The sequence below is a fragment of the Haladaptatus sp. CMAA 1909 genome (assembly GCF_043952005.1).
GTDB lineage: Archaea > Halobacteriota > Halobacteria > Halobacteriales > Haladaptataceae > Haladaptatus.
In genome coordinates this window covers 1,220,674-1,244,786 of sequence record NZ_JBIOAV010000001.1, presented here as the reverse complement: position 1 = coordinate 1,244,786, position 24,113 = coordinate 1,220,674, and the positions used below count along the sequence as shown (strand labels likewise).

The following is a 24,113-nucleotide window of genomic DNA, read 5'->3' as shown; positions in this document are numbered from 1 at the left end:
CCAACGTCGTACGCGCGATCAATCTCGACGAAAGCGAATGAAATAGGCGAATACGATCAGCACGGTGATGGCAGCTAGAAGGCCAAACGAAGGGATACCATCTGTGGCATCTGCTGGCGCATTGTCGGTGGTCCTCGTGGAGGTGGAACCAGTGGTGCCAGCGGTCCCCGATGACGTGGAGCCAGTGGTGTTGGAGGTTCCCGGCGATGTGGTGTCAGTGATGTCAGGTGACGTGGAATCGGCGTCGACGGTGAGGGGTCCGGGGGCGACTTCCACGTCGTTGACGGAAAGGGTGTAATCTCCGGGTGCATCGGGATCGTACGCAAACGCGACGGTTTCCGATGCCCCTCCGTCGAGGGTCACCGTTTCGGAGGCGATGGGCTGTCCGTTCGAATGTAGATACACGGTCTTCTCTGCTTGGAACTGGCCTCGGTTCTCGATGGTAACTGTAACGGTGGCCGTTTCGGTGTCGGTGATCCGGGTTTCGTCGAGTGAGGCCTCGACTACCCGGGCCGTTGGTGCGCTTGTACCGAGTGCAAAGACGGAGAAACCGGGGACGTCGGCTTTGAACTGGTAGTACGATCCGTCGCTGTCAACGTATTCGGTGGGACGTTCGTTCCAGTTGCCGGGTTCGTCTCGGCGGTACAATGTAACGTCACCAGGGTCGACGCCGAGTGCGTCGAGAGAAGTCTTGTTGATACTGAACTCGAACGTCGCGTTTCTCACCAGTTGGTTGTCGAACGTATGATCGACGTGAATGTAGCCGACTGAGACGGTGTGTAATTCGCTCTCGAAGCTCTCAGCGGCGGTTTGAACGTCCTCGTTGGTCGTACCGTCGTCGGTGCGAGCAAAGCTCGGCGTAAGGTCGGCTTCGTACGTCGTGACGTCGATGTTGAAGTCGTCATCCGAATCAACTCGGAGGGTCAGACGGTCGAGTTGGAAGTTCCCGACGTGCGAGAGAGGCGCTCTCTCCGTGTCCGCGTGATCCGAGTTGGTGACGTCTACGGGTGGCCCCTCGATGATGATTGGCACATCAGGTCGTGGGTTCTCGACCGTTACTCGCTGGTCAGTGGTGTCTTCGCCGTCGACATCATCGGTTCTGACGGACGTACCCGGCTCGGGAGACGGGGATGGTGGTTCGGGAGCCTCGTCGATCGTGAACCCGTTCGTAGTTGCGTTCTCGGCGACGCCTTCCGCGTCGAACGTCAGGTTGTACACGCCTGGGGTATCGATTATCAGATCGTCGAACGCGACGTGACCAGTTTCGTTCGTCGACGCGGTGGTGTTCCCGTCACTGAACGCGGTGGAGTTTGCAGACACTGTAACGTTGTCATCGACGATCGCGTTGCCGAACTCGTCGGTCACGACGGCGGTCGGTGGTCCGCCGATCACGTGGCCCTCGGTCGTATTCCCGGGGTCGATGTACACAAAGACGGTATCGGGGTCGGAGGGGAAGATAGTAATCGGGTCGGCGGTTGCGTTCACACCACTTTCGACGGCTTCGATGTCGATCTCGTAGATTCCTGCGGTTTCGATAACGATGTCGGTGAACTCTGCATGGCCGGTTTCGTTCGTCTGAATGACCGTTGTTCCGTTGTCGATACCCGACCCGTTCGTCTCCACGGTTACGTCGACGTTTGCGATCGAATTGTTGAATTCGTCGAGGACGGTGACGACGAGCGGGCCAGCAATTTCGTCGCCTGCCACCGTATCCGCTGGTTGTGTCTCGATGACGACTGAACTCGAGTTCGCTGGGCCGACGGTGACCGAAGTACTGTTCGAGACGATTTTAGCGTGCTCGGCCGTGACGTCGTACGTTCCCGCGGTCGTGTTCCCGAATACTCCCTCGTCGGTCGTGTTCGACCACGTGAACTCGCTATCGTTGGTTTCGGCGACGTTGCCGTACTCGTCGTATGCCGTCGCGTCGAAATCCACCGTCTCACCCGCGGTTATCTCCCGATCCAATTCGGGGTTAATCTCCACAGAATCGACGGGAGACGGGTCGACAGTCACCGTCGTGGGGTCTGCAGCGACGTCGTCGAGCGACGCCGTCACGGCGTACGTTCCCGCGCCCGTGATATCGAACAGTCCCTCGCCGGTCGAGTTCGTCCACGTGAACGCGTTGTCCGCATCTTCGACGATATTATCGTTGGCGTCGTACGCGGTTGCGTTGAACGTTATCGTATCTCCAGCGTTAATGGTCGTATTTTCCGTCGGTTCGACAACCACCGTCTCGACAGCACCGGGCACGAACGTGGCGGTCGCGGTATCGGTTCCCGCGTCCGTTTCGCCGAATTCGACCGCGTATTCGCCCGCGTTCGTCGATGTAGCAATGAATGTCGCTCGGCCCGCTGCGTCCGTGGTTCGAGTGTCCTTCGGGCCGATTCCATCGAGGTCGTCGCTATCTTCGGTGTCCTCGATTCCGACGGTCGTTCCGTTGACCGGATTGTCGAACTCGTCCGTTATCGTCACGGTGAACGTGACGGTGTCCGTTCCGTTCGCCGTCGCTTTATGGGTGGTGACCGTGGCGTTTATCCGGGCCGGTGTCGCTGTTTCGACGTCGAACGGACCGGTTTCTGTCGAGTTCGACGTGGACACGTTCGTTTCCCCCTTGGTGATCGAAAATTCGAATCGATAGTCGTCGCTGGCGTTTTCGATCACCAGATCATCGAACGTGGCAACGCCGCCACTGTCGGTCGCGACGCTCGTGCTTCCGCCGGTGATCGATCCATCGCCAACTCCTTCGACGGCGACAGGGACACCGGGGATCGGATTCTCGAACTGGTCGGTGACCGTCGCCGCAGGAGGACCGGTGATGGTTTCGCCCGCGGTCTGAGTCACGCCTGGTTGTGTTTCGACGGCGACGGTAGTCGCACCTGCAGGTACGATGGTGAACTCGTTCGATTCGTTCGAAGTCACACCGACTGCGGAGGCGTCGAGGGAGTACGTATCGGCCTCGGTGAGGCTGATGTCGCCGAACGACGCGACGCCTGCTGTGGCAGGAACGCTTATATCCCCTCTCAGCGTCCCTTCCCCGGTTACTACCGAGAGCGAGATTTCGTCCGTCGCGTCCCCAACGAGGTTCCCGTACTCGTCGCGTAACTCGACGGTGACGTCTCGTCCCTGCCCGTCAGTGATCGTTTCGCCAGCGACCGTGTCGGCGGGCTGGTGGGCGAATTCGAGGGTTGCTGCATCGCCGCGTTCGACGGTCAGTGTTTCCATGTCGCCGGTGACGTCATCGGCGGTGACGGTCAGTTCGTGGGCGTCATCGCTGGTCGTTAACGTGTCAGCGTCGATGGTTGCCTCGTACGTTCCGTTTGCATCGAGTGTTACCGTCGTTGGCCCGAAGACGGTGTCGTCGTGTTCGGACGTCATCTCGAAATCGGTGAGCGTCTGGTCAGCGGCGGGATTGCCGTACTCGTCGGTGGCCTCGATAGCGACGGTAGCGCCGTCACCGGCCTGAATCGTGCCGGGAATCGCGGTGATGGTGAGCGAATCCGCGTCGGCAGCGTTCAGGGTGAACGCGTTCGTTTGGACGGTGTCCGATGCCGAAACCCCCTGCACGGTGCTGTCGATGGAGAACGTCAGCGAGTACGTGTCGGCGGTCTCGATGACCAGATCATCGAACGCAGCGACGCCGTTGGCGTTCGTAGTGACCGACGTCGACCCGTCCACGACGCTGCCCGCACCACCTCCCGCTTCGACGTCCACGGTAACGCCAGGAACCGGGTTTCCGTACTGGTCAGTGACCGTCGCCGCGGGCGACCCCGCAATCACCTCGCCAGAGGTGGACGTGGTTGGCTGTGTATCGACGGCCACGGAGTTCGCAGCGTCGGACTCGACGGTGACAGTCGTCGAATCGGTGACAGCGGCGTCGTCGGCCCACGCGAATTCGAGGCTGTAGTCGTCGGCCGTCTCCTCGTCGAACGTGAAGGTGGCGACGCCGTTCCCGTCCGTCGTCGCCGTATCTCCGGCGGTGAGACCGGTCAATCCGTCGGCACTCGTAACCTCGATGACTGCGCCATCACCGGAATCGATCGTTTGTGCGCCGTCCTCGTAGGCCGTGACGGTGATCTGGCCGGATTCGCCGGCGACTGCGGTGACGTCTCTCGCGTCGAGCGTTGCGACCGTGAGTTCCTTCCAGATCCCCTGGTGCTGGAGTTGCGTCTCACGGTCGAGTGCTGTCAGGACTGGATAGCCGTCTGCAGTCGCATCGGAGTCCCCTGCGCCGACAGTCTCCCAGTTCGTGTTGGAGACGATGTCTCCGTTGAAATTATCATCGAGAGTCGTTCCCTGCATCTCGGTCGTGGTTAGGCCGTGGAATGAGTCAGAGCCCCTCGAATAGGTGAATCCGGTCGTTTCAGTGTCCCAGTACGTCGTCGCGACGGTCCCCTGGTTCCTCCCGACGGCTCCCCCTTTGTAGAGCGTATTACCGCCCGTGACGGTGCCCGTCGCATACGCCCGGTGGATACTGCCGTCTTCAACGAAGCCGACCAGTCCGCCGACGTCGCCATCACTGGTACTGGTCACGTCACCCATGGCGTACGTGTCAGTGACCGTACCGCTTCTCTGGTACCCGATCAACCCACCGACTGCGTCGGCGCCTTCGACGGTTCCCGTCGCATACGCTTCGTCGACGTCTGCGTTGTTCTGCCCGATCAGACCTCCCACGTCATCGTTACCTGTAACGTCCGCTGTCGCGTACGAATCGGACACTGACGCGCCTGTTAGGGCACCCACCCAACTGTTGCTGCCGATCAACCCGCCGATCAAGTTATCACCGGTCACCTCTCCTGTCACGTACGACTCGTTCACCGTCCCTCCTTGCATGTCTCCGGCCAGTCCACCGACCAGATTATCACCGGAGATGTCGACGTCTTCCAGGCCGACGCTTTCCAGACGCGCGCTGTCGGCAGCTCCGAACAGTCCGACGTAGCTTGCACCGCTTCGGTCGATGGTGAGATTCGAAATCACGTGCCCTCGCCCGTCGAACTCGCCCGTGAACTTCGTTGAGGAATCGCCGATCGGGTCGAACCCACCGGCCCAGTTTTCGGTGTCGCTCGCGTCGATGTCGTTTTGGAGTTCGTAGTGGTCGCTCAGCGTCGTTCCGTCCGTCTGCCCGACACACTGCAACTCCGCGAGCGTGCTCACTCGGTACGGGTCCTGAACCGTGCCCACCCCTGCAAACGTGACCGCGCCGCAATCCGGCGCGGCGGCCTGTGCTGTGCCCACGATTCCGGTCCCTGCGAGCATCGAGAACCCGACGACGACGGCCATGGAGAGTACGATTGTACGGGTTAGCGGACGGTGGCCTATCCCAGGACGACCACCGAACGTCACATCGACCACCCGCTATTCGGAGCTGCACCCGAGTCGCTGTTGGTGCATCCGTGACGATCAGCGAGCGTGTTCGTTCTCAGTTCGATAAGTGTATCCGATCTTGAACAGGTCATAGTCGTGGAAAGAGTGTATGGATGTGGTCAATGAACGACGCTTCGATAAGTGAAACCCCTTCATGTGAAGGTATAATTGGCTCTACCGAGCGGATGACATCCGAACTCGATCGGGTATCCGCCACGAAAATACCTTCATATGTTGGGAACATATATGTAAACGGACATTGAAACCCAGTTTATGAATATCAATGATCACATCCCGGCACGTTTTCACCGTGCGCCTTCGACTCGCGGATATCGCCACGTCATCGGAGGTGAATGGTAGTGAGCGAGGAGCCGATCAACGTCCTGTTCGTCGACGACGACGAGCAGTGGGCGAAGTACATCGCCAGTGAGTTAGAGTACGAGGACCCCGCGTTCGCGGTGTCGGTCGCCCTGAGCGTGAACGAGACGATCCTCTCTCTCGCCGACGACTATTCGATAGATTGTGTCGTTAGCGACTTCCGAATGCCCGAAATCGACGGCATTCAGATGCTCGAACGCGTTCAAGAGTCGCGACCGAACCTCCCATTCATTCTCGTGACCGGGGAGGGGAGCGAGGACGTCGCGGCCCGAGCGATCAACGCGGGAGTTACCGATTATCTCCGAAAAGACCCTCGGGCGAACCAAGCGCCGGTATTCGTGAATCGCATTCGGCAGGCCGTCGAAGGCGCGAGACTGCGGGCGGAAATCAGAGAAAGCGAACGTCGGTATCGGACCGTCATCGAACAGACCCGTGATGCGATCGTGATTCTCCGAGACGAGGACATCGTTTTCGCAAATGATCGGTTCGAAACGTTGTGTGAATCGAGCGTCGATACCGCAACACCTCGCTCGATTCTCCGCTATGTTCAAGGGGACGATCACCAACTCGTCAGGGATCTCGTAAGAGCGACTCGCTCCGGTGACGACCCCGGATTACGCGAGGTTCGTCTCGTCAGGTCGACCGGTGAGGTTCGCCACTGTGAACTCCTCGGAGACGCGATCACCTACGAGAACGAATTTGCGACGTTACTTTCGATTCGTGACGTCACCCTCCGCCGGTCACGCGAGCGCACCCTCAAGCGAGAGCGGGAGTTCAACCAAGCGGTACAGAAGCGACTGGTCAGCGCCCAAACCCGGGACGAACTCGAATCGGAGATTACAGGCATTCTCTCCTCCTACGGATATGACTTGGTTTGGATCGGAACCGCGGACAAAAGAGGCGTTCGAACCAGGACGACAGCGGGCGAGAATGAGTACATCACCGATCTGAGCGACGATGCAACCGACGTGGACCACGGTGGGGACCCAATCCTCTGGTGCGGTCGAACCGGTGACGCGCAACTCGTTCCGGACTTCGAAGCCCTCATGCCGACAAAACGACGAAACGACGCCCTCGAAAACGGCTTTCGGACCGGATATGCGATCCCTCTTCGCCACGAGGACATCTCCTATGGAATTCTCGCCGTCTATCGCAAGGAGCCTTACCGGATCGATGAAGCCGAGCGCTCGCTCTTGGCCGAGGTAGCGGAGACGGTCAGCTTCGCGATTCACCACATCGAGACACGACAGACCCTGACCAGCGCGGAGGGAGTCATCGTCGAGGCCGAGGTCGAGTCGGACGCCTACTACCTTCCGCGCATTCTCTCCGAGCGGTTCGATCACCCCGCCTTCGAAGTGATAGTCAACGGAACGCAAGTCATCGACGGGGACACGCACGTTCAATATCTGGCGTGTTCGGCCGACACCCCCGAAACCTTCGTCGACGTACTCGATGACCACCGATCGATTCGTACCCTGGAAGTCGATAGCGGCGAACCAACCATTTATCGAGTCATCGTCGAAGATGACACACCCGAATCACACCTCGGATCCGTCGGTGCGCTCGTTCGATCCACGACCGTAACCCCCGGTCGCGCAACCATCACCTTCGAACTCTCCAGTAGGGAGTACCTGCAACCCGCGATGGACCGATTGAACGAGCACTATGCCCCCGTCGTCGTGCGTTCGGTCGTCCAGCAGACAGTGGGTCATAGGGAAGATAGATCCACGCGGATGGAAATCGATTCCCTGACCAAGAAACAACTGTTTGCGCTCGAAGCGGCCTATCATCAGGGATACTTCGACCGCCCCCGACGACACTCTGCGATCGACATCGCCAACTCGCTCGGAATAACCCACACGACGTATCTCCAGCACCTCCGAGTGGCACAACGGAAGTTGTTCCGACAGATCTTCGGCGGCCTGAACGATTCCCCGGACGGCCGGAGACGATAAGGATGGCTACAGGATAGAAGGGCGAGCGTTTACGGAATGGATATCTCGAACTTCGCCCCGCCGTCCTCGGAGTCTGCAATCGTCAGTTCCCATCCGTGTGCCTCGACGAACTCGCTGACGATAGTGAGACCCACGCCGGTTCCCTCACCTGCCGTCGAATAGCCGTACTCCAAGACGTCATCGACTCGTTCCGATGGTATCCCGGTGCCGTCATCCGCTACGTAGAAGCCGGCCCGGCCCGCAAGCGAACCGACGGTTACCGTCACTGGTTCCCGATTGTGGTTGACGGCGTTCCGAAACAGGTTCTCGAAGATGTGATCGAGCAACCCGAGATCGGCCTCGTACTGGGTCCGCCGATCGATCAGGACGTGGAGTTCACTGTCGCCCGTGTCGGTCGTCGCCCACGCGGTTTCGGCACGAGAGCCGATCGACACGGGCGTGGTTTTCGTGGTTCGACGTTGGCTCATCGTGAGCGTTCGCAGTTCGTCGATCATTCTGGCCATTCGGTCGATTGGTTCCACCATCGCATCGAGATACTTGCTGTCGTGCTCTTTGCGGGCACGTCTGAGCCGCCCATTAGCGATGCTCAGCGGATTCCGGAAGTCGTGGGAGACGACGGAAGCGAATCGATCGAGACGGCGGTTCTGTCGCCGTAATTTTTCGTTCGACTGTTCCAGTTCCGTTTGCGTCGCTTTCAACTTCTGTTCCCGTCGTTTGCGCTCCGTGACATCACGCGTCACCGTCACGACACCGTCGAGGTCGTACTCGGACGGGATCGGGGAAGCGCTGCTCTCTATCCAAATCCAGTGTCCATCGCCGTGTCGAAACTGGAGTTCGACCGTACTCGGGGCCGTACCGGCCAGCGCCGACTCGAAGCACTCGATCGCGCGCGCTTTGTCTTCCGGATGGATAAACTCCTCAAGAGGCGTTTCGAGAAATTCCTGCCTACTTCGACCCAGCATCGCTTCCGTGTTCGTAACGTAGGTCATCTCTCCGTCCGGCCTGATGTGCGTGAAGATGTCCGTCGTGCTATCGACGAATGCATAACACCGCTCTGCCACGGTGGCGTCCGTGAGCCAAGTGGCCAGTGTGTTTTCGCCAGTGTCATCCGGCCCCCTCATACGACTGCAATTATAGTGAAACGCTATATAAGAATATGCTTACAAGAACATCCCTGTCGTCCGTCAGAAACCCACAAACGAGTCCCAACGGTGCGTTCTAAAATTGTCGGGGTTCGTACAAAAATCCGTTCAGATAAAGAGCGGACAACGGGTTCGCATCGGTTTGGCTGTCGCTGACTATTCCCGCCGTTCCCTGCCCATCGTGTGGAACTCGTCGTTCGGTCGCCAGTCGGCGAACAGCGCCATCCTGTTCGAGAGGTTGAAGAAGGCCGTCACGCTCCCGATGTCCCATATCTCCTCGTCGCTGTAGCCGACGTCGGACAGCAGTTGAAGGTCGCCCTCGGACACCTCCGTCGGCCGTTCGGTGAGTTTCACCGCCACGTCGAGCATGGCCATCCGTTTCTCGCTCACGTCGGCCTGTCGGTAGTTCGCCACCAACTGGTCGGCGAGGGTGGGGTGTTTCGCATAGATTCGGACGAGCGCGCCGTGGGCGACGTTACAGTAATAACAGTGGTTGACGCCGGAGACGGCGACCACTATCATCACCACCTCCTCGCGGTCGAGCGACGTGTCGTCCACGAGGGCGTCGTGAAACGCCATGAACGCGCGGAAGTGCGAGGGCTTGTACGCGAGCGCCGCGAACACGTTGGGCGTGAACCCGGCGCGTTCCGTCTCCTCGTCGATGCGCTCGCGGAGGTCGTCGGGAATATCCTCGTAATCGGGAACCGGAAATCGTCGCTGTGCCTCGTCGGAGAGTGTCGGTTCGGGCATGACGCCGAATTCGGCGCGTCGCCACTTAACGAGGCTCTCCGAAGCGAAAGTGAACGCTAACCGGTATCCTCCGCACGTTCACCGCATCACTGCGGGAGGATCGTTCCCGAGGCGAACCCGAAGGGACCGGTGTCGATTTAACAGTCCTCTTCGGAGTCGTCGTCGCTCGATTCGGAATCGTTCGATTCGTCTTCGCTTCCCGATTCCTCGTCGCTCGTCCCGTCCGACGAACCGCTATCGCTGGGCTCGCTGTCGGTCGACTCACTGTCGGTCGATTCTTCGTTCGTATCGTCCGATCGGTCCTCCGTCTCGGTCGACGTCGTCCCATCGTCACCGCCGTCGGATTCTTCGTCACCGTCGTCGGACCCCTCGTCTTCGGTGTTCGTTGTCGTCGTCGTCGAGTCCGCCGACCCGTCGCTCTTGGCGATGACGGTCGATTCGTCCGGCGTGAGGAGGGCGACGACATCCTTTTCGTCGTTGTTCAACATACCCCTCTCGTAATCGAATTTCACGTCCGCTATCGGGACTTCCTTCGCGCCGGTCGCGATGATGAGGGATTGACCGCCACCGATGACCGTTCCCTCGGGCAGTTTCCTTCGTTGGTCGGTGCCCGAGTTGCCGTATTCGAACGCGACGACGTAGCCCGAAACGTCCACGTCGTCCATCTCCGTGTTCTCGAACACGACGTACTCCTCCTCGGACGCGACTTGCGTGACTTCGATGGGGAGACTCTCCTGTGCGATGACCTGACTTGCACCTGCGCCGACGGTTGCGAGCGTTGCGACTGCACCCAGTACCGAGCGTCGTGTAGTATCCATGTACAGAACGGTAGATACGTTCGAACGACAAGAAACGCAGTTAAATAATACGGTCATGTCTGGTAACGTATTGTGGTGTACTTTTTACAGTAACGAATGTTCGGATAGATGTTTCCGGCGAGCTGTCGAAGACCGCGACCGAGTGACATCGATGATAGCGAACGATTATGATTCTCGTTCGCATCCATCGTAGTATGGTTTGTCCGTATCTCGACTATCGGAACGGGGGGAACGAACCGACCGACCAGGCGAACGCCACGGAACGGGTCTTCGACGAACCGCGAGCGTTCTGCACCGTCGCCGGGGAGTTCGTCCAACCGATGCGTGCCGACATCTGCAACGACCGATACGGACTGGAACACGACCGCCACTGCGAGATATACCGGGGACACGATGCGGGCGGGGAAGACGAATGAGCTATGCGAATTACCTCGCGGGCGATCCGGTCATCATCACGGCGGCGCTGACGGGCGGCGTCCACGGAAAGGAGGCGAACCCGAACCTGCCGGAAACACCGGCGGAAATCGGTCGCGCGGCGGCCGCCGTCGAGGAGGCGGGTGCCGCCGTCGTCCACGTCCACGCTCGCACCGAAAACGGCGAGCGGTCGTTCGAAACGGAGCGGTTTCAGGCGATAGACGACGCCATCAGGGAGCGAACGGACGACCTTATCATCCAACACTCGACGGGCGGCACCGCCGCACCCGCTACGGACCGTCACCTCCCGCTGCGAACCGACCCGCCGCCCGAGATGGCGTCACTCGACATGGGACCGCTGAACCGGTACGACCATCTCACCAGCGAGAACACGCGGGCGACGGTCGATTCGCTCCACGAGGAGATGCGAGAGCGGGAAATCAAACCGGAACTTGAGGTGTTCAACGACGGCCACCGAAACGAGGTGTACGGCCTCCTTGACCGGCGGAATCTCGCCGAACCGGTGTACGCGACGCTCATCTTCGGGCCGGGAACCCTCACGCGCCCGACGCCGCAAAACTTCCGAAACGCCATCGAGGATTTGCCCGACGGCGTGTTGTTCAACACGCTCGGGTTCGGACGACATCAGTTGCCGTTCGCGACGATGGGCATCCTGTTCGGCGGCCACGTGCGCGTCGGATTGGAGGACAACGTGTACTACCGTCGCGGGGAACTCGCGGAGAGCAACGCACAACTCGTCCGGCGGGTCGTCCGTCTCGCGGACGAACTCCAACGGCCGGTCGCGACGCCGTCGGAGGCGCGCGAGATTCTCGGCCTGCACTGAAAGCCGAACAGGCGAATCGACTCGGAATTCGCCGGTAGAGTAACGCACCGAGGACGCGAACGTTCTATCGACAATGACGACGCCCGAAGAACACGAAACGCGAATTCGTCGCCTCTACGACGGGGTGTGGAACGGGAACGGTCCGGAAATCGCCGACGAACTCGTCCATCCCGAGTACGTCATCCACGACCGGGAACTCGCCGAGGAACTCCGCGGCCCGGAGTTGTACAAGGCGCTCGCGGATTCGACCCGGGAGATATTTCCGGACATGGAGTTCGCCATCGAGGACTCGTTCGCCGCGGGCGACGAGGTGGCAGTTCGCTGGACGATGGTCGGCACGCAGGAGGGCGCGATGGTCGGCGTCGAACCGACCGGAGAGCGGGTGACGCTTCGTGCCATCGAAATCAATCGATTCGAGGGCGGCCTCCTCGCCGAAACGTGGACGCAGAGCGACATGCTCTCGCTGCTGGAGCAACTCGATGCGGTCTGAGTTCGGAGAAAGAACTTACACACCCACACCCCGTTTTTTCGGGTATCGAAGATGGGTTCAGAAGACACGTCCGACGCGGCGACGGCCTTCGGCACGCTGAGCGACCCGACACGGGTGGAAATCGTTCGGGAACTCTCGGCCCGCCAGCGGGAGCAACCGGGCAGTCCGGCCCTCTCGTTCGCGGAGCTGCGAAAGGGCGTCGGCGTCCGTGATTCCGGGCGATTTCTGTATCACCTGAAGAAACTCCGTGGCCACTTCATCGAGAAGACCGAGGAGGGATATCGGCTCAACTACGCCGGCAGCGAGATGGCCGCGTCCATCCTCGCCGGAACCTACACCGAGCGCGAAACGCTCGGCCCGGTCGAACTCGACAGCACGTGCATCGACTGCGACGGAACCGCCAGCGGTCGGTACGAGGACGGGATCCTCACCGTCGCCTGCGAGAACGACCACCTGCTGTTTCAGTGGGGACTGCCGCCTAACGCCGCGGCGGACGCGACGGTCGAGAAACTGATCGAACTGGCGACGACGCTCCTCTTTCACGCCGTCGAACTGTCGCTGGTCGGGACGTGTCCGAAGTGTTACGACGCGATGACGACGGTCGCCGAACCCGTCGAACCCGAACACCTCGCCCCGCGGTTTCGTGCGACCTGCGGGACGTGCGGGTGTCTGATTCTCGGTCCGCTCGGCTTCTGCCTGCTCGGTCAGACGGACGTGAATGCGTTTTATCATCGACACGGACGGTCGGCGGAGACTGCCTACCTGTGGGAACTCGAATTCGCGGGGAACGACGCGTCCCTCGTCTCGGAGGGGGACGACGGACGATACGTGCTGTCCTTCCGACTCGACGACGAGGAGCTATCCGTCGCCATCGACGACACCGGCCACGTCGTGGAAACGACTCGTCGAACGGTGGAGTAAGTGTCGGGTTTCCAATCGAAGAATCGTTCGCCAAACACTGAAACGACTGACCGACCCATCTATCCCCGATGTCCAGCACACGCAGTCTGGCCGAGTCCGGTGACGGAGACGAGTCGAATCGACGCGAGGGAATCCTCGCGCGTCTCCCCGACCCGACGAACCTCTTCCTCCTCGGCTTTATCTCGATTCCCGGCTATCTGTTCCCCAAGCTTCGGCCCCTCCAACGGTTCGCCCTGTTCTTCCTCTTCGGAATGTGGCCGTTCGTCCGCGGCGTCCTTCCCTCGTTCGGCGGAGACGAGGAAGACCCGACCGACTGGATCGCCATCGGCGGAAAATCGTACACTCGACGATCACGGTTGTCCCTCCTCCTGTTACAATTGAATCCGTTCGTGTTCGTACAGGGCGTGCTCCAGTTCGCCGGACACGTCCCGATACTCCTCAGATACCGCGGTCGGTTGCCGAACCCCGACCGGTTCGAGCAGTCGGGGTCCTATCGATTGCCGTTCGGCGATGCCTCGGTGCGGGACGAGTCCACTGACGACGGGGGTGCGGCGGTGACGGACGGCGGAACGTGGACGGTCATCAACGGCGGCCCCACCCGCGAGCACTCCCACTCGTGGAGCATCCTCACCCAGCGGTACGCCTACGACTTCGTGATAACGGACGATAAGGGACGCACTCACGTCGGCGACGGGTCGCGCCCGGAGCAGTACTTCTGCTACGGCGAACCGATACTCGCACCCGCGGACGGCGTCGTCGTCGAGGCGCACGACGGCCATCGAGACGGACCTCGCGCCGGCGGCTGGCTCGACCTGCGCCAGCGCAACATCCTCGGTAACCACGTCACCATCGAACACGCGGACGGCGAGTACAGCGTCTCGGCACACCTCCAGCGCGGGAGCGTCACGGTCACGGAGGGCGATCGCGTAGAGCGCGGACAGCGGGTCGGTCGCTGTGGTCACTCCGGTAATTCGACGGAACCGCACCTCCACTTCCACGTCCAAGACCGCCCGAACTTCTATCTCGGTATGGGGCTGCCGATTCGGTTCGACGGGGTTCGCACGACGACCGAAAACCCCACCGACGGAGGACGGACGGTGAACGACGAAGAGGCCGCGAATGGGAGGTACATATCCGCCGGACAGCGCGTGGTTTCGAACCCGGAGTGAGCTTACTCCTCCCCACGCAGTCGATGGAGGGAGAGTCCCGTTCCGATGAAACCCGAAATCGCCGTCAACACCCCTAATCCGTCCTGTCCCTCGGGCGACGTGGTTTTCGTTCCCGCGCCGCTCGCCCCCGACTCGGTCGTCGTGTCGCGGGTCGATTCGCTCGTCGTGTCCGTCGTCGGTTTCGAATCCGACGTGGTGACCGTGGCCCCTGTCGATCGTGTGTCGGTCGTGGTTCGTGAGTTGGTCGTCGTCCGCGTACCGGCCGTTTCCGTCGTTTTTCGTGCCGTCGTTTGCGTGCTAGCCGACCCACGACAGCGACCCGCCCGAATGACGACCGGCCGTTCCATATCGAGCGACTGCCAGCGATGTCCCGACGAATCGACGGCGAGGGCGTACCATCCCTCGACCGGCCCGACGTAGTTTCGGTTCACGTGCTGTCCGTACAACCGCGCCACCTCGTTGAACGCGGGGTCAATTGTCACCACGTCGTCCCGGGTGAGTCCCCGGAACGCGCCGCCGTCCGCACCGCCGCCGTGGTAGGAATCGCCCGCCCACGTCCAATCGACCTGCCATCCGTCGTCCGATTCCGCGAAGGTGTCGTAGTTGGTCGAAGCGTCGTACTGGTCGTCCGTCACCGCCCACGTCCCGTCCTCCGGAAGTCCCGAGAACCGAAACGTGACGGCTCCCCCGTCCTCGCTGCCGCGCTTTCCGTGCATGAAGACGAGGCTCGTCCCCTCCGGACCGCGGTAGAGATAGAGGACGCTGCTTTTCGCCCGTTCGAATGCGGTCGCGGGACCGTACGCGCTGTACCAGCCTTCGGGGTCGGTGTCCGACGAGCGGTAATCGTAGAACTCCTCGACCGGAGTGTCGGACGCGACTATCCCGAGCGGGACGCAGGTGTCGCCCTGTTCGAGGACGAACTTCGAAGGGCGGATGAACCCGTTCGAGAAGGACCAATCGCGGTCCGCTTCGCTTCCCGTCGAAGCGTCGCTGGTTGCGCCTACCGTGCCGATTGCGCTTCCCGCTCCGACGACGCCGGCGGTTGCGAGGAGGAACGTCCGCCGATCGAGTCCGTCCCGTGTCGGTTCTGTCATGCTGCGTGGCGGGTCGTCTTCGTCGGGAAGGGAGGGCGGGCGGGCAAGTCCGAGGGAGATGCCGAGTGCACCGTCATTCCGACACCACCCTGAGGGCGGACGGAAGCCGCCGGTACACCCCGGTCACGGCCTGCATGCGGGCGGCCTTCCGCTGAACCGTGTGGTAGGCGACCGGTTCCGGACCGAACTTCGATTTGTACCGGCAGAGGCGGGGCAAGTTCGCGCCGACGAGGTCGTACCGGGACAGCCCTCTATCCCGTGCATCCCGAATGATGTGCCAGTCGAGCAGGTCGTTGATGGGTACGTCGAGGTCGTGTTTCGCGCCGCCCTGCCACCGGTAGATGGTGTCCCCGCCTTCGAGCGTGACCATACCGCCGAGGATTTCCCCGTCGCGCTCGCAGACGTAGGGGCGGACGCACCCCTCCGGCAGTCGCTCGTAGAGTTCGGTCACGAACGCGGAATCGATGCGGTACTCCTTCCCCTGTGCCGCGTGGCGGTCCTGAATCTGGCCGATGACCGCTTCGATTCCTTCGACGCCCGCCTCCCGAATGGTGCAGTCGTCGTCACGATTCCTGACGTTGCTCCTGGCGTCCCGGCTGAACCCCATCAGCAAATCTTCCTCCGTCAAATCGAGGATGTAGGTGTACGACGGCGAGACGTCGAACCCGTTCCACGAGAACGGCCGGAGGTCGGTGTAGCCGTCCACCGTTCGAACGTCCACGTAGTGCGGGTCGATTTCGTCGTCTATCCACGATAGACAGCCGTCGATGAACGACCGGTGTCGTCGTTCCGCCTTCCGCTGTTTCAGCTTCGAGAAGTTGAGCAGGGCCGGGCCGAGGTAGTACACTTCGAGGTGCGGCGGCGGCGAGTACACCATCCGAAACGGCCCCTTCGTCGTTTCGAAGAGCGGGAAGATGCCGACCGGTTCCTGTCCCTTGTAGCCGACGAGGAGCCGTAACTCCGCGTTCGCCGTTTCCGCGAGGTGCGTGAGCGCCTCATGTCGGTGAAACGGGGTCGTTTCGTCCGATCTGTCCACGAACGAGTTCCATCGTTCGAGCGTGCTGTCGTCCGCTTCCTTTACGTCTATCGTCATGTTTTCATTCCAAGTAGCCGAGTGCCGCGAGTCGGTTCTCCATCCGCTCCTCGGATGTGGTCGATTCGTCCGGTTCGGTCGCGCGGGTCGATTCGGTCGCGCGTTCGGAGTCCCCCGCTTCCTGCCGCCGCGTCGAGTACGACCGCTTCCCGACGAACTCGACGGGCGACAACACCTCGCCGTCCATTTCGGTGCTCATCGGGACGCCGAACAGGGCGAGGAGCGTCGGCGTCACGTCGAAGATGTGGGCGTTTTCGAGGGGGCCACCGACGCCGTCGCCTGCCATCGCGACGACGCCGTTTCGCTTGTGGTTCCACGGTTGGCCCGGTTCGGCGAACTCGTCCCCCGAAAGCTCCGCCGAGAGGAAGTGGTCGAAGTCGGCAGGAACGGTCACGATATCGACCGCGCGGTCTGCCTCCGGCCCGTCGAAGTACGCTTCCCGGCGGGCGACGTCCTCGAACAGCGGTTCCCCGTCCGGCGTCTCGATGCCTTCGAGGAGGGAGATGAGGTCCGTCCGAAGCGATTCGTATCGCTCCGACGGGACCACGCCGTCCGGGTCGCGGCCTTCCAAATTGATGCGGACGCCGCACTCGATTCTGGCCCGCATGTACGCCTCCGAGGCCGGGAAGTCAACCTGCCTGCCGCTGGCCCGGACGACGCCCGAAGGAACGTGTTCGGAGGCGAACTCCCTGAGTCCGACCGCCGATAACAGTCTCCCCGCCCGACTGGTCGTGATGCCGTAGTCGGCGGCGACGGCGGTCAGACGGCGGAGCAGGCTTCGGTTTTTCGCGCCCTCGTCGTCCGCGTCCGACCCGTTGCGAAGCCGCGATTCCCGCGTCGGAACCCACGAGGGCATCCCGTCGCCGCCCTGCGTCACCGCCGCGTAACCGTGCTTCGCGAGGAATTCGTTGACGTAGAAGCCGGTGCCCGTCATCTCGCCCATTCCGTGATCGCTGACGACGAGAACGGTGTCCGGGTCCGTCGCGTCGAGGACGCGTCCGACCTGTTCGTCCACCGCTTCGTACACCGCCCGAACCGTCCCCCGCTCTCCGGGGAACTCGTGGAACACCGTGTCCGTCTGCTGGAACTGGAGGAACCCGAAGTCGGGGTCGTACCGATCCGCGAGCAAGCAGAACGCCTCCCCGCGCATCTCCACCACGTCGCGATACTCGTCCGCGGCCTCCTCGGGCGAAGCGTCCGTCGTTTCGGGGTACACCCGATACTCCCCCATCTCCTCTCGGAGGTCGGAGAGCAGGTCCGGCGGGTGACATCGCGGGGAATCGGGAGCCATGTATCCCGGCACGAGCGCACCGTCGAACTCCCGCGGCGGATGCGTGACCGGGACGTTGACGACGACGCTCGTGAGTCCCTGTCGGGAGAGGTGTTCCCAAACCGGCACGGCGCGAACGTCCGACCCGTCGACGACGCTCCAGTCGTAGCCGTCGTAGTCCAGAAAGCTGAACACGCCGTGCTTGCCGGGGTTGACGCCCGTGAACAGCGACGGCCACGCGCTCGGCGTCCACGGCGGGAGTTGCGACTCCAACGGCCCGGAAACCCCGTCGTCGAAAACCGAACGGAGGTTCGGCAGTCTCCCCGCCGAAAACAGCGGGTCGAGTATCGGCAGACAGGCACCGTCCAGACCGAGCACCAGCGTCCGCAGGCCGTCGCCGTCGTCGCTCATTCAGTCGTCACCCCCGTTTTCGGTCGACGGGAGCCTGATGAGCGCGTCGTCCGACGACTGTGCGGGAGGCCCGTCGGATTCCTGACCGTCGGTTTCCGTGACGTCACACAGTCGCTTCGTGACCGGCATCTCCAGCAGGGTCAACAGCGTGTAGAGTTCGACGGTGTTGTCCTCGCCGTCCAGATGGTCGCGGTAGCTTCGCCGCACGCCGTCCCAATCGAGGTGCGGATGGGAGTCGATGAGTTCACGGTTTTCGACGAGTGCGTCCCGAACGAACCCGTTGCTCCGGACGAACTCCTCGTCGTTCGGCCACGGGCCGTGCGTACACCACGGCGTCGGCGGCGTCTCCGAATCGAGATGCTTCCACCGGAGCGCGTTCAGGTGCTTCCCGAGGTACTCGACCGGGAACGAGCGGTTCGTCGGAACGCCGGATTCCGAATGGGGAACCTCGGCGAGGCTCGGATCGAGTCGCTGGATCGCCCGGTGAACGATGTTGCGCCGGAGTTGGTATTTGACCGGCATCGAGAGATGCAGGTCGATGAGCCGGTTGTCGAGGAACGGCGTTCGGTACGGACCAAGCTGTCTGAGGCTGTTCGTGTAGATGAGTTCGGTGTCGTTCGACAGCGGGTAGTAGTCGCTACAGAGGACGAGTTCCCGAATCGACGGATATCGAACACCGTGGTGGTCGATTTCGCCGTCCGCAGTCGCGGAGATGTTCTCCCGGAGGACGGATTCGAGGTCGACCTCTCCGACGAGATACTCCGGTGCTTCGGCCGCTCGTCGTTCGATGAACTCGTCTATCGTCCGTATCGGCGTTTCGAACGGCAGCGTCACCTTCCCCAGCGAACCGAGCGACAGTTTCGGCGACGGAATCGAGTAACCCTTGAACAGCGTGTCCGCGTACAGTCCGGACATGAGGGTGTCCACCGATCCCGTGATTTCGTCGGCGAACGCCGTCGGGTAGCCCTGTTTGTACCACCCATCGAAGTTCGAGAGGGAGGGGTTTTCCGCGAGCGAGCGTCGTCGGTACTCCTCGTCCCGGTGAAGGGGGTGGAACTCGCTTCCGGCGGCGGTGGCGACCCCCTTCGCGACTCGCGCCTCGCGGTTCGGCCAATCGTTCATGTGAAAGCCGACGACCGGACGGTCCATCGCAGCCATGAGAAGCCGCGAATCGCTTCCCCCGCTCAACAACAGCCCGTACTTCCGGTCGTCGCGTACCCACTCGGAGAGCACCCGCCGAAACCGTTCGACGAACTCCTCGACGAAGTACTCGAACGGTTCGTCCTTCGGCCTGTACCGGGGACACCAATATCGCCGTGACTCCGTCGATAGCCCGTCGAGGTCGATGGCCGTGACGCTCGCGGGCGGAAGCCGTTCGATGCCCGAAAGCGGCGTCGTCACGCCGAAGGACCGTTTGAACGCGAGAAATTCGGCGAGGTAGTCGCGGTCGAACTCCGATTCGACGCCGGGACATCGGGCGAGCGCCTGTATATCGGTCGAACACAGTAGCGTGTCGTCCGTGCGCGCGTGGAAGACCGGATACGATCCCAATCTGTCGGTGATCAGGAAGACGGTTCGTTCCTCCCGGTCGTATATCACTCCGGCAAAATCACCGTTTAGCCCGTGGACGAAGTCGATGCCGTACGATTCGTACAGGTTCGCACAGTACGTCGGGGTGTCGATGCCCGCCGGTCGGGGGCGATATGCGCCGTTTCGCTCGAAGCCGTACACCTCGCCGAGAACCCACACCAGCGCGTCGTTCGCGACGGTTTCGACCGGCTGTTCGTCCGCCAGCGCCGGATGAAACCCGGCGTTCACCGCGACGGTCTCGTCGGCGAACGACTCGGTTCGTTCGCCGTCACCTCCGTACACGCTCGGAAACGCGTCTAAGCTCGCCGTACGGTCGCCGAAGGCACCGAGCAACCCGATCACGTGTCAGTGCCTCCCGGCTCACACCGGATTCCGTTCTCTCCGACAACACTCGCGTAGCCGTCGGTAGCCCGTCCGTTCGACGGCGGCGGATGGGCGACCCGTTTACCGGAACGGCAGCCTAACTCGATTCGGCGAGGACTTTCCTTCATCCGTTCTCACTGAAATGCAACTGGCGACGCCGAACCATTGTTATTCGCGGCCTGCATGGATGTCCGCGATTAAAGCGTTCGAGTAGCCCCGTCGAACCGAGGAGAAGAAGGTGCCTACTCGCGCAGTAGGGTGTCTCTTAGGACCCGTCGTTCATCCCCAAATCGAACGACAGGCACTGGCTAAACGGTCGGTAGCCGGACGTTTAACCGGTCTATAGCTATACGTACCGTCCGTGTTCGGTCGGGTGGGGAGACACAATGCCCCAACCACAACAAAGCGGAGATGACCGAAACGACGGACGTCACCGAACCGAACGGAAGAAAACGACCGAACGGAACGGTGCGGACCAGCGAACCGAGACCGGTCGTCGGACGAACGACGCACGGACGTCGAGTTGGCTCGCACGGACCGGTCTCATGACCGGCCTGATTGCGATCGGATTCGTGTTGTTGCTGTTCGCACTCGGCCAAGCAGTCGGTTTCGACCTGCTGGGACTGTTCGCTGACGCGATCAGTTCCCGGACGGGGCGATGGCTCGTCGTGGCCTTCTTCGCCCTACTCCTCATCGGAGTAGCGGAGCGGGGACTTCGTGGCAAGTTGCGCCACATCTAACGATCCCGGCTCTTTTTGTAAAAACGTGAACGTCGTGGCACGCGGTTCTCCGCAGTCGGTTCTGAAGTTCTCCTCAGTCCGTTCTGATGTTGCTCGTCGCACACGCGCAGGTGACTGTCGGGTCGAGAACGTCACCTATCGGCATCGCCTCGCCACAGTCAGTGCAAACGACGTGCGGCGTCGAACGACGCTGACGCTCTCGATAGTATTCCAATGCCCGCGTGCCGATCATCGCCGCCGCACCGGCCCCGACCGCGCCGATCAGTATCGTGTCCAGTGTGGGTTCGCGTGCCATGGTGAGCCAAGGATGGGCCAGTACCTTAAAGTTGATGCCGGGTTCGGTTCCGATAACCATTTCGGCCGACACGTTTGGACGGGTCTCAAGCGGTTCTTATAAAAACAGGTTCGTCGTAGGGATATTCACGATGTTATCCCTCACGGGTTCCGTCGTCGGCTTCATCGTGAACCTGCTCATCGGTGCCCTCGGCATCTACATCGGTGCGCGGGTCGTCACGGGAACGGACGACTACGGCTACGCACTCATCACGGCAATAGTCGGTACAGTCATCGGTGGAATCGTCGCAGTACTCGTCGGGTGGTTGTTCGGATGGCTCATCGTCCTCGTCGCGTGGATTTGGGTCATCAACTGGCGCTACCCCGGCGGATGGGGCAACGCCATCGGAATCGGCCTCATCGCATGGCTCTCGGTGGTCGTCATCACCTACGCGTTGGTCTTCCTCGGCGTCCTGACGTCCACCGCGCTCGGTATCCCGGCGATCTAATCGCCCAACTCTTCTCCGATCAAATCGACCGCGTTTCTGACGGCGCCGACCGACGAGAGGTAGCCGGCGCCGACCGTCGCTTTGAGCGCCTTCGCCGCCGTCCCCGTGAGGACGGTCGGCCCGATTTGTGCGACCGCACCGTCGCCCACCGAAACGAGCCATCCCGGCGAGTCGAAAGTGAACTGATCGAGACGGGGGTCGAACACGTCCTCGCCGCCCTTGACCGATCGGGCGATGTTCTTCGCCACGACGCGGGCTTCCCGGATGGCGGACTGTGCGCTCGCCGGGACCGCCTCGCCGTCGCCGTCGACCACTCGTGCAGCGTCCCCGACGACGAAGGTTCCGTCGCCGAGTCGGAGCGTGCTATCGACGGTGGGCCGGTCGCCTCCCATCGCATCGGGGCCGCGAATTCCACCTGTCCAGACGAACTCGTCGTAGGCGAGGGTTTCGCCGCGTTCCAGCGTAATCGCCTCGTCGTCCGCGCGGGAGACGGCCGTTCCGGTGCGAATCTCGATGTCCCGTTTTTCGAGTTGGTTTCGAACAGCATCCTGAAAGTTCGCCGGGAACGCGGGTGCCACGCGGTCGAACTGTTCGAGCAGGACGATTTCGACGTTCATCTCCTCCTCGTCCGCGAGGGCGGCCAGTTCCCCGGCGACTTGCACCCCCGAGAGTCCCGCGCCGCCGACCACGACGCGGCCCCCGTCGGCCGAAAGAAAGCCCTCCCGAATCTCGCGGGCGTGTTCGAGTCGTTTCAGGGGGAGCGCGTGTTCCTCGACGCCGGGGAGGTCGTAGAAGGCGGTTTCGGCACCGAGACAGACGGCCGCGTAGTCGTATTCCAGTTCGCCGTCTTCGAGGAAAACGCGCTTTTCGTCCGGGTCCACGGATTCGACGCGGGTTTCCCGAACCTCGCAGTCGAGGACGTCGGTCAGCGGAATCGAGATTTGGTCCGCGAGCGAGGGCCGACGGATGACGCGATGGAGTTCGTGTTGAACGAGGTGTTCGCCCGTCTCCTCGACCACGACGACGTTCTCGTCCGCGGACAGCTCCGTTTCGAGTTTTCGGGCGAGGGACAGACCGGCATAGCCAGCGCCGAGCACTGCGATGTCCATGGGAGAACAACGGACGGAGGGGCTAAAGGCCTACTCCCCGCTTAAACAGGGGTTCGGGATCTCAGAACAGCGCGTCGTCTTCGGGGAGGATTTCAGCCGGGCCGCCGACCTTCCAGCTCATGGTCTCGACGCCACAATCGGCGACGACTTCCTCGACGTATTCGGCGTGCTCGGCGGTCGTGTTGACGTACACGCTGGCACCCGTGTCCGTGGAGTAGTAGACCGGGATTCCCTCGTCCTCGCGGAGCGACCGAACCGCGTCGAAGATTTCGAGCGTTTCGGGCTTCCAGTACACCCACCCTGCCGGGCCGGTCATCGTCGTCGCGGCGAGCGAGAGGGAGTCGTGTTCGGCCGTCTCGAACACGCGGTCGAAGTCGCCGACGCGAAGGGCGTCGCGCATCTCCACGAGTTGGTCGTGGATGTGCGCCAACCGTGCGTCGAACATGTGGCTGTCGGCGGCCTCGCGGTGGGCTTCCTCGGTTTCCTTGTAGGCCGGGACGAGTCCCGCAACGATCCGCACGTCGTCTTCGAGCGGCGATTCGAGTCGCTCCGAACGGCAGTCGTGGTCGTTCAGGCCCATGTGCAGGTCCGAAAAGCCGCCCGTCACGGCGCGAGCGGCGGACGAGGACCCGAGGCGCGCGATGGTCGAGATGTCCGAGTGCGACAAGTCGAGTCCGGCGGCTTCGACGGCGGCCGTCGCGGCGGCGGCGAACCCGGACGACGACGATCCGAGGCCGACGTTCGACGGAAAGCTGTTCTCGCTCTCCAGTCGGACGCGGGTGTCGACTTCCGCCAGTTCCCGAACGCGCGAGACGACTTTGCGAACGCGGTCGGCCGCGTGGCCCGTCAGTTCCTCGCCGTCGACGACGAAGGTGTCCGATTCGAACGACTCGTCGAACTCGACGGTCGTCGTGGTGTTGCTCGGCGCGGTACAGACGCTGATGCTGTCGTGGTACGGGTATCGCTGCTCCTCGTCGCGCATCCCGTGGTACTTGACCAACCCCTGAATCGGGTGGGCCTTCGCGGTCGCTTTCATACGGAGATGGCTGTGTGACTGGCGTTTAAACTCTCTGGAATTCGAGTCGGACGGTGGACGGTTTTCGGGTCGGCCATCTCAGAACCGCCGAGCGACTTCGTACGCTATCGTCATCGGGAGCAGCACCGCGAGCAAGACGACCGTTATTTCGACCGTGGTCGGTCCCCAATTCGCCCACGCGCTGTAAAAGTAGAGCGCGGCGGCGGCGAGAACGCCGACGACTGTCGAGACGTAGTCGGGATCCGTCCACGAAGCCGAGTGACCATCGAGGGACATGTTCGCCACTACGAACACCGGGTGTAAGATTCTTTTTCCACGCTGACTAGTTTCCCGCTCTCCCAAAACATCGAATCACTCAAACCGACGCCCTCCGAGAACTGTGA

Annotated in this window: 20 protein-coding genes; 8 read left to right on the top strand and 12 right to left on the bottom strand. The window is 61.9% G+C overall.

Annotated elements, in window-relative coordinates; translation table 11 throughout:
- Positions 1-18: 18 nt before the first annotated feature.
- A complete protein-coding gene (locus ACGYLY_RS06940; RefSeq protein WP_395282355.1) occupies positions 19-5,277 on the bottom strand; it encodes an Ig-like domain-containing protein in 5,259 nt (1,752 codons plus the stop codon).
- A 443-nt stretch (positions 5,278-5,720) separates the two neighbouring features.
- Between ACGYLY_RS06940 and ACGYLY_RS06935 the strand changes: the two genes are divergently transcribed.
- Positions 5,721-7,694 (top strand): response regulator, encoded by a 1,974-nt coding sequence (locus ACGYLY_RS06935; RefSeq protein ID WP_395282356.1) that lies wholly within the window; start codon positions 5,721-5,723, stop codon positions 7,692-7,694.
- A 29-nt stretch (positions 7,695-7,723) separates the two neighbouring features.
- Here ACGYLY_RS06935 and ACGYLY_RS06930 read toward each other — a convergent pair whose 3' ends face one another.
- The 3 genes from ACGYLY_RS06930 to ACGYLY_RS06920 all read right to left on the bottom strand — a co-directional run bounded on the left by ACGYLY_RS06930 (position 7,724) and on the right by ACGYLY_RS06920 (position 10,404).
- A complete protein-coding gene (locus tag ACGYLY_RS06930) occupies positions 7,724-8,815 on the bottom strand; it encodes a sensor histidine kinase (RefSeq protein ID WP_395282357.1) in 1,092 nt (363 codons plus the stop codon).
- Between the two features lie 177 nt (positions 8,816-8,992).
- Complete coding sequence (locus tag ACGYLY_RS06925) at positions 8,993-9,586, bottom strand: peroxidase-related enzyme (protein WP_395282358.1); 594 nt, start codon at positions 9,584-9,586, stop codon at positions 8,993-8,995.
- Positions 9,587-9,723: 137 nt separating this feature from the next.
- A complete protein-coding gene (locus ACGYLY_RS06920) occupies positions 9,724-10,404 on the bottom strand; it encodes a hypothetical protein (protein WP_395282359.1) in 681 nt (226 codons plus the stop codon).
- Positions 10,405-10,598: 194 nt separating this feature from the next.
- Here ACGYLY_RS06920 and ACGYLY_RS06915 point away from each other — a divergent pair, with 194 nt between their 5' ends.
- The 5 genes from ACGYLY_RS06915 (at position 10,599) to ACGYLY_RS06895 (ending at position 14,242) form a co-directional block, all read left to right on the top strand.
- Positions 10,599-10,820, top strand: a complete 222-nt coding sequence (locus ACGYLY_RS06915) for a hypothetical protein (protein ID WP_231183657.1) — start codon at positions 10,599-10,601, stop codon at positions 10,818-10,820.
- Positions 10,817-11,662, top strand: coding sequence for a 3-keto-5-aminohexanoate cleavage protein (locus tag ACGYLY_RS06910; protein WP_395282360.1), 846 nt, complete (start codon positions 10,817-10,819; stop codon positions 11,660-11,662). Before ACGYLY_RS06915 ends, ACGYLY_RS06910 begins: the two co-directional genes overlap by 4 nt.
- A 73-nt stretch (positions 11,663-11,735) precedes the next feature.
- On the top strand, positions 11,736-12,152 hold the full coding sequence (locus tag ACGYLY_RS06905; protein ID WP_395282361.1) for an ester cyclase: 417 nt from the start codon (positions 11,736-11,738) through the stop codon (positions 12,150-12,152).
- 51 nt (positions 12,153-12,203) lie between these two features.
- On the top strand, positions 12,204-13,073 hold the full coding sequence (locus ACGYLY_RS06900; protein ID WP_395282362.1) for an ArsR/SmtB family transcription factor: 870 nt from the start codon (positions 12,204-12,206) through the stop codon (positions 13,071-13,073).
- Between the two features lie 68 nt (positions 13,074-13,141).
- Positions 13,142-14,242: a M23 family metallopeptidase gene (locus ACGYLY_RS06895; protein ID WP_395282363.1), complete on the top strand. Its 1,101-nt coding sequence runs from the start codon at positions 13,142-13,144 to the stop codon at positions 14,240-14,242.
- A gap of 2 nt (positions 14,243-14,244) precedes the next feature.
- Here the strand turns inward: ACGYLY_RS06895 and ACGYLY_RS06890 are convergent, their stop codons facing one another.
- From ACGYLY_RS06890 to ACGYLY_RS06875, 4 genes are all read right to left on the bottom strand, one after another.
- On the bottom strand, positions 14,245-15,336 hold the full coding sequence (locus ACGYLY_RS06890) for a hypothetical protein (protein WP_395282364.1): 1,092 nt from the start codon (positions 15,334-15,336) through the stop codon (positions 14,245-14,247).
- Positions 15,337-15,409: 73 nt separating this feature from the next.
- Complete coding sequence (locus ACGYLY_RS06885) at positions 15,410-16,429, bottom strand: lipid II:glycine glycyltransferase FemX (protein ID WP_395282365.1); 1,020 nt, start codon at positions 16,427-16,429, stop codon at positions 15,410-15,412.
- A gap of 4 nt (positions 16,430-16,433) precedes the next feature.
- Positions 16,434-18,110 carry an alkaline phosphatase family protein gene (locus ACGYLY_RS06880; protein ID WP_395282366.1) on the bottom strand — a complete coding sequence of 559 codons (1,677 nt, stop codon included), beginning with the start codon at positions 18,108-18,110 and terminating at the stop codon, positions 16,434-16,436.
- The gene (locus ACGYLY_RS06875; RefSeq protein ID WP_395282367.1) at positions 18,111-20,042 is read right to left on the bottom strand and encodes an asparagine synthase-related protein; all 1,932 of its coding nucleotides are present in this window, start codon (positions 20,040-20,042) and stop codon (positions 18,111-18,113) included.
- 407 nt (positions 20,043-20,449) lie between these two features.
- Here ACGYLY_RS06875 and ACGYLY_RS06870 point away from each other — a divergent pair, with 407 nt between their 5' ends.
- Entirely contained in the window at positions 20,450-20,803 is a 354-nt protein-coding gene (locus tag ACGYLY_RS06870) for a hypothetical protein (protein ID WP_395282368.1), read from the top strand.
- A 73-nt stretch (positions 20,804-20,876) separates the two neighbouring features.
- On the opposite strand, the gene ACGYLY_RS06865 is transcribed toward ACGYLY_RS06870, so the two are convergent.
- Entirely contained in the window at positions 20,877-21,098 is a 222-nt protein-coding gene (locus ACGYLY_RS06865; protein ID WP_395282369.1) for a hypothetical protein, read from the bottom strand.
- Positions 21,099-21,228: 130 nt separating this feature from the next.
- Between ACGYLY_RS06865 and ACGYLY_RS06860 the strand changes: the two genes are divergently transcribed.
- A complete protein-coding gene (locus ACGYLY_RS06860; protein WP_231183640.1) occupies positions 21,229-21,585 on the top strand; it encodes a hypothetical protein in 357 nt (118 codons plus the stop codon).
- Here the strand turns inward: ACGYLY_RS06860 and ACGYLY_RS06855 are convergent.
- The 3 genes from ACGYLY_RS06855 to ACGYLY_RS06845 all read right to left on the bottom strand — a co-directional run bounded on the left by ACGYLY_RS06855 (position 21,582) and on the right by ACGYLY_RS06845 (position 24,006).
- The gene (locus tag ACGYLY_RS06855) at positions 21,582-22,694 is read right to left on the bottom strand and encodes an NAD(P)/FAD-dependent oxidoreductase (RefSeq protein ID WP_395282370.1); all 1,113 of its coding nucleotides are present in this window, start codon (positions 22,692-22,694) and stop codon (positions 21,582-21,584) included. The genes ACGYLY_RS06860 and ACGYLY_RS06855 overlap by 4 nt on opposite strands.
- Before the next feature lie 61 nt (positions 22,695-22,755).
- Positions 22,756-23,730: a phosphomevalonate decarboxylase MvaD gene (gene mvaD / locus ACGYLY_RS06850; RefSeq protein ID WP_395282371.1), complete on the bottom strand. Its 975-nt coding sequence runs from the start codon at positions 23,728-23,730 to the stop codon at positions 22,756-22,758.
- A gap of 78 nt (positions 23,731-23,808) precedes the next feature.
- Entirely contained in the window at positions 23,809-24,006 is a 198-nt protein-coding gene (locus ACGYLY_RS06845; protein WP_395282372.1) for a hypothetical protein, read from the bottom strand.
- Between the last annotated feature and the right edge of the window lie 107 nt (positions 24,007-24,113).

What these genes read in the sequence shown, in the direction of transcription:
- ACGYLY_RS06940 (WP_395282355.1), bottom strand. Translation starts at nt 5,277, where the DNA reads ATGGCCGTCGTCGTCGGGTTCTCGATGCTCGCAGGGACCGGAATCGTG.
- ACGYLY_RS06905 (WP_395282361.1), top strand. Translation starts at nt 11,736, where the DNA reads ATGACGACGCCCGAAGAACACGAAACGCGAATTCGTCGCCTCTACGAC.
- ACGYLY_RS06855 (WP_395282370.1), bottom strand. Translation starts at nt 22,694, where the DNA reads ATGGACATCGCAGTGCTCGGCGCTGGCTATGCCGGTCTGTCCCTCGCC.
- ACGYLY_RS06865 (WP_395282369.1), bottom strand. Translation starts at nt 21,098, where the DNA reads ATGGCACGCGAACCCACACTGGACACGATACTGATCGGCGCGGTCGGG.
- ACGYLY_RS06860 (WP_231183640.1), top strand. Translation starts at nt 21,229, where the DNA reads ATGTTATCCCTCACGGGTTCCGTCGTCGGCTTCATCGTGAACCTGCTC.
- ACGYLY_RS06900 (WP_395282362.1), top strand. Translation starts at nt 12,204, where the DNA reads ATGGGTTCAGAAGACACGTCCGACGCGGCGACGGCCTTCGGCACGCTG.
- ACGYLY_RS06895 (WP_395282363.1), top strand. Translation starts at nt 13,142, where the DNA reads ATGTCCAGCACACGCAGTCTGGCCGAGTCCGGTGACGGAGACGAGTCG.
- ACGYLY_RS06930 (WP_395282357.1), bottom strand. Translation starts at nt 8,815, where the DNA reads ATGAGGGGGCCGGATGACACTGGCGAAAACACACTGGCCACTTGGCTC.
- ACGYLY_RS06870 (WP_395282368.1), top strand. Translation starts at nt 20,450, where the DNA reads ATGCCCCAACCACAACAAAGCGGAGATGACCGAAACGACGGACGTCAC.
- ACGYLY_RS06890 (WP_395282364.1), bottom strand. Translation starts at nt 15,336, where the DNA reads ATGACAGAACCGACACGGGACGGACTCGATCGGCGGACGTTCCTCCTC.
- ACGYLY_RS06915 (WP_231183657.1), top strand. Translation starts at nt 10,599, where the DNA reads ATGGTTTGTCCGTATCTCGACTATCGGAACGGGGGGAACGAACCGACC.
- ACGYLY_RS06880 (WP_395282366.1), bottom strand. Translation starts at nt 18,110, where the DNA reads ATGAGCGACGACGGCGACGGCCTGCGGACGCTGGTGCTCGGTCTGGAC.
- ACGYLY_RS06925 (WP_395282358.1), bottom strand. Translation starts at nt 9,586, where the DNA reads ATGCCCGAACCGACACTCTCCGACGAGGCACAGCGACGATTTCCGGTT.
- ACGYLY_RS06885 (WP_395282365.1), bottom strand. Translation starts at nt 16,429, where the DNA reads ATGACGATAGACGTAAAGGAAGCGGACGACAGCACGCTCGAACGATGG.
- ACGYLY_RS06920 (WP_395282359.1), bottom strand. Translation starts at nt 10,404, where the DNA reads ATGGATACTACACGACGCTCGGTACTGGGTGCAGTCGCAACGCTCGCA.
- mvaD (WP_395282371.1), bottom strand. Translation starts at nt 23,730, where the DNA reads ATGAAAGCGACCGCGAAGGCCCACCCGATTCAGGGGTTGGTCAAGTAC.
- ACGYLY_RS06845 (WP_395282372.1), bottom strand. Translation starts at nt 24,006, where the DNA reads ATGTCCCTCGATGGTCACTCGGCTTCGTGGACGGATCCCGACTACGTC.
- ACGYLY_RS06910 (WP_395282360.1), top strand. Translation starts at nt 10,817, where the DNA reads ATGAGCTATGCGAATTACCTCGCGGGCGATCCGGTCATCATCACGGCG.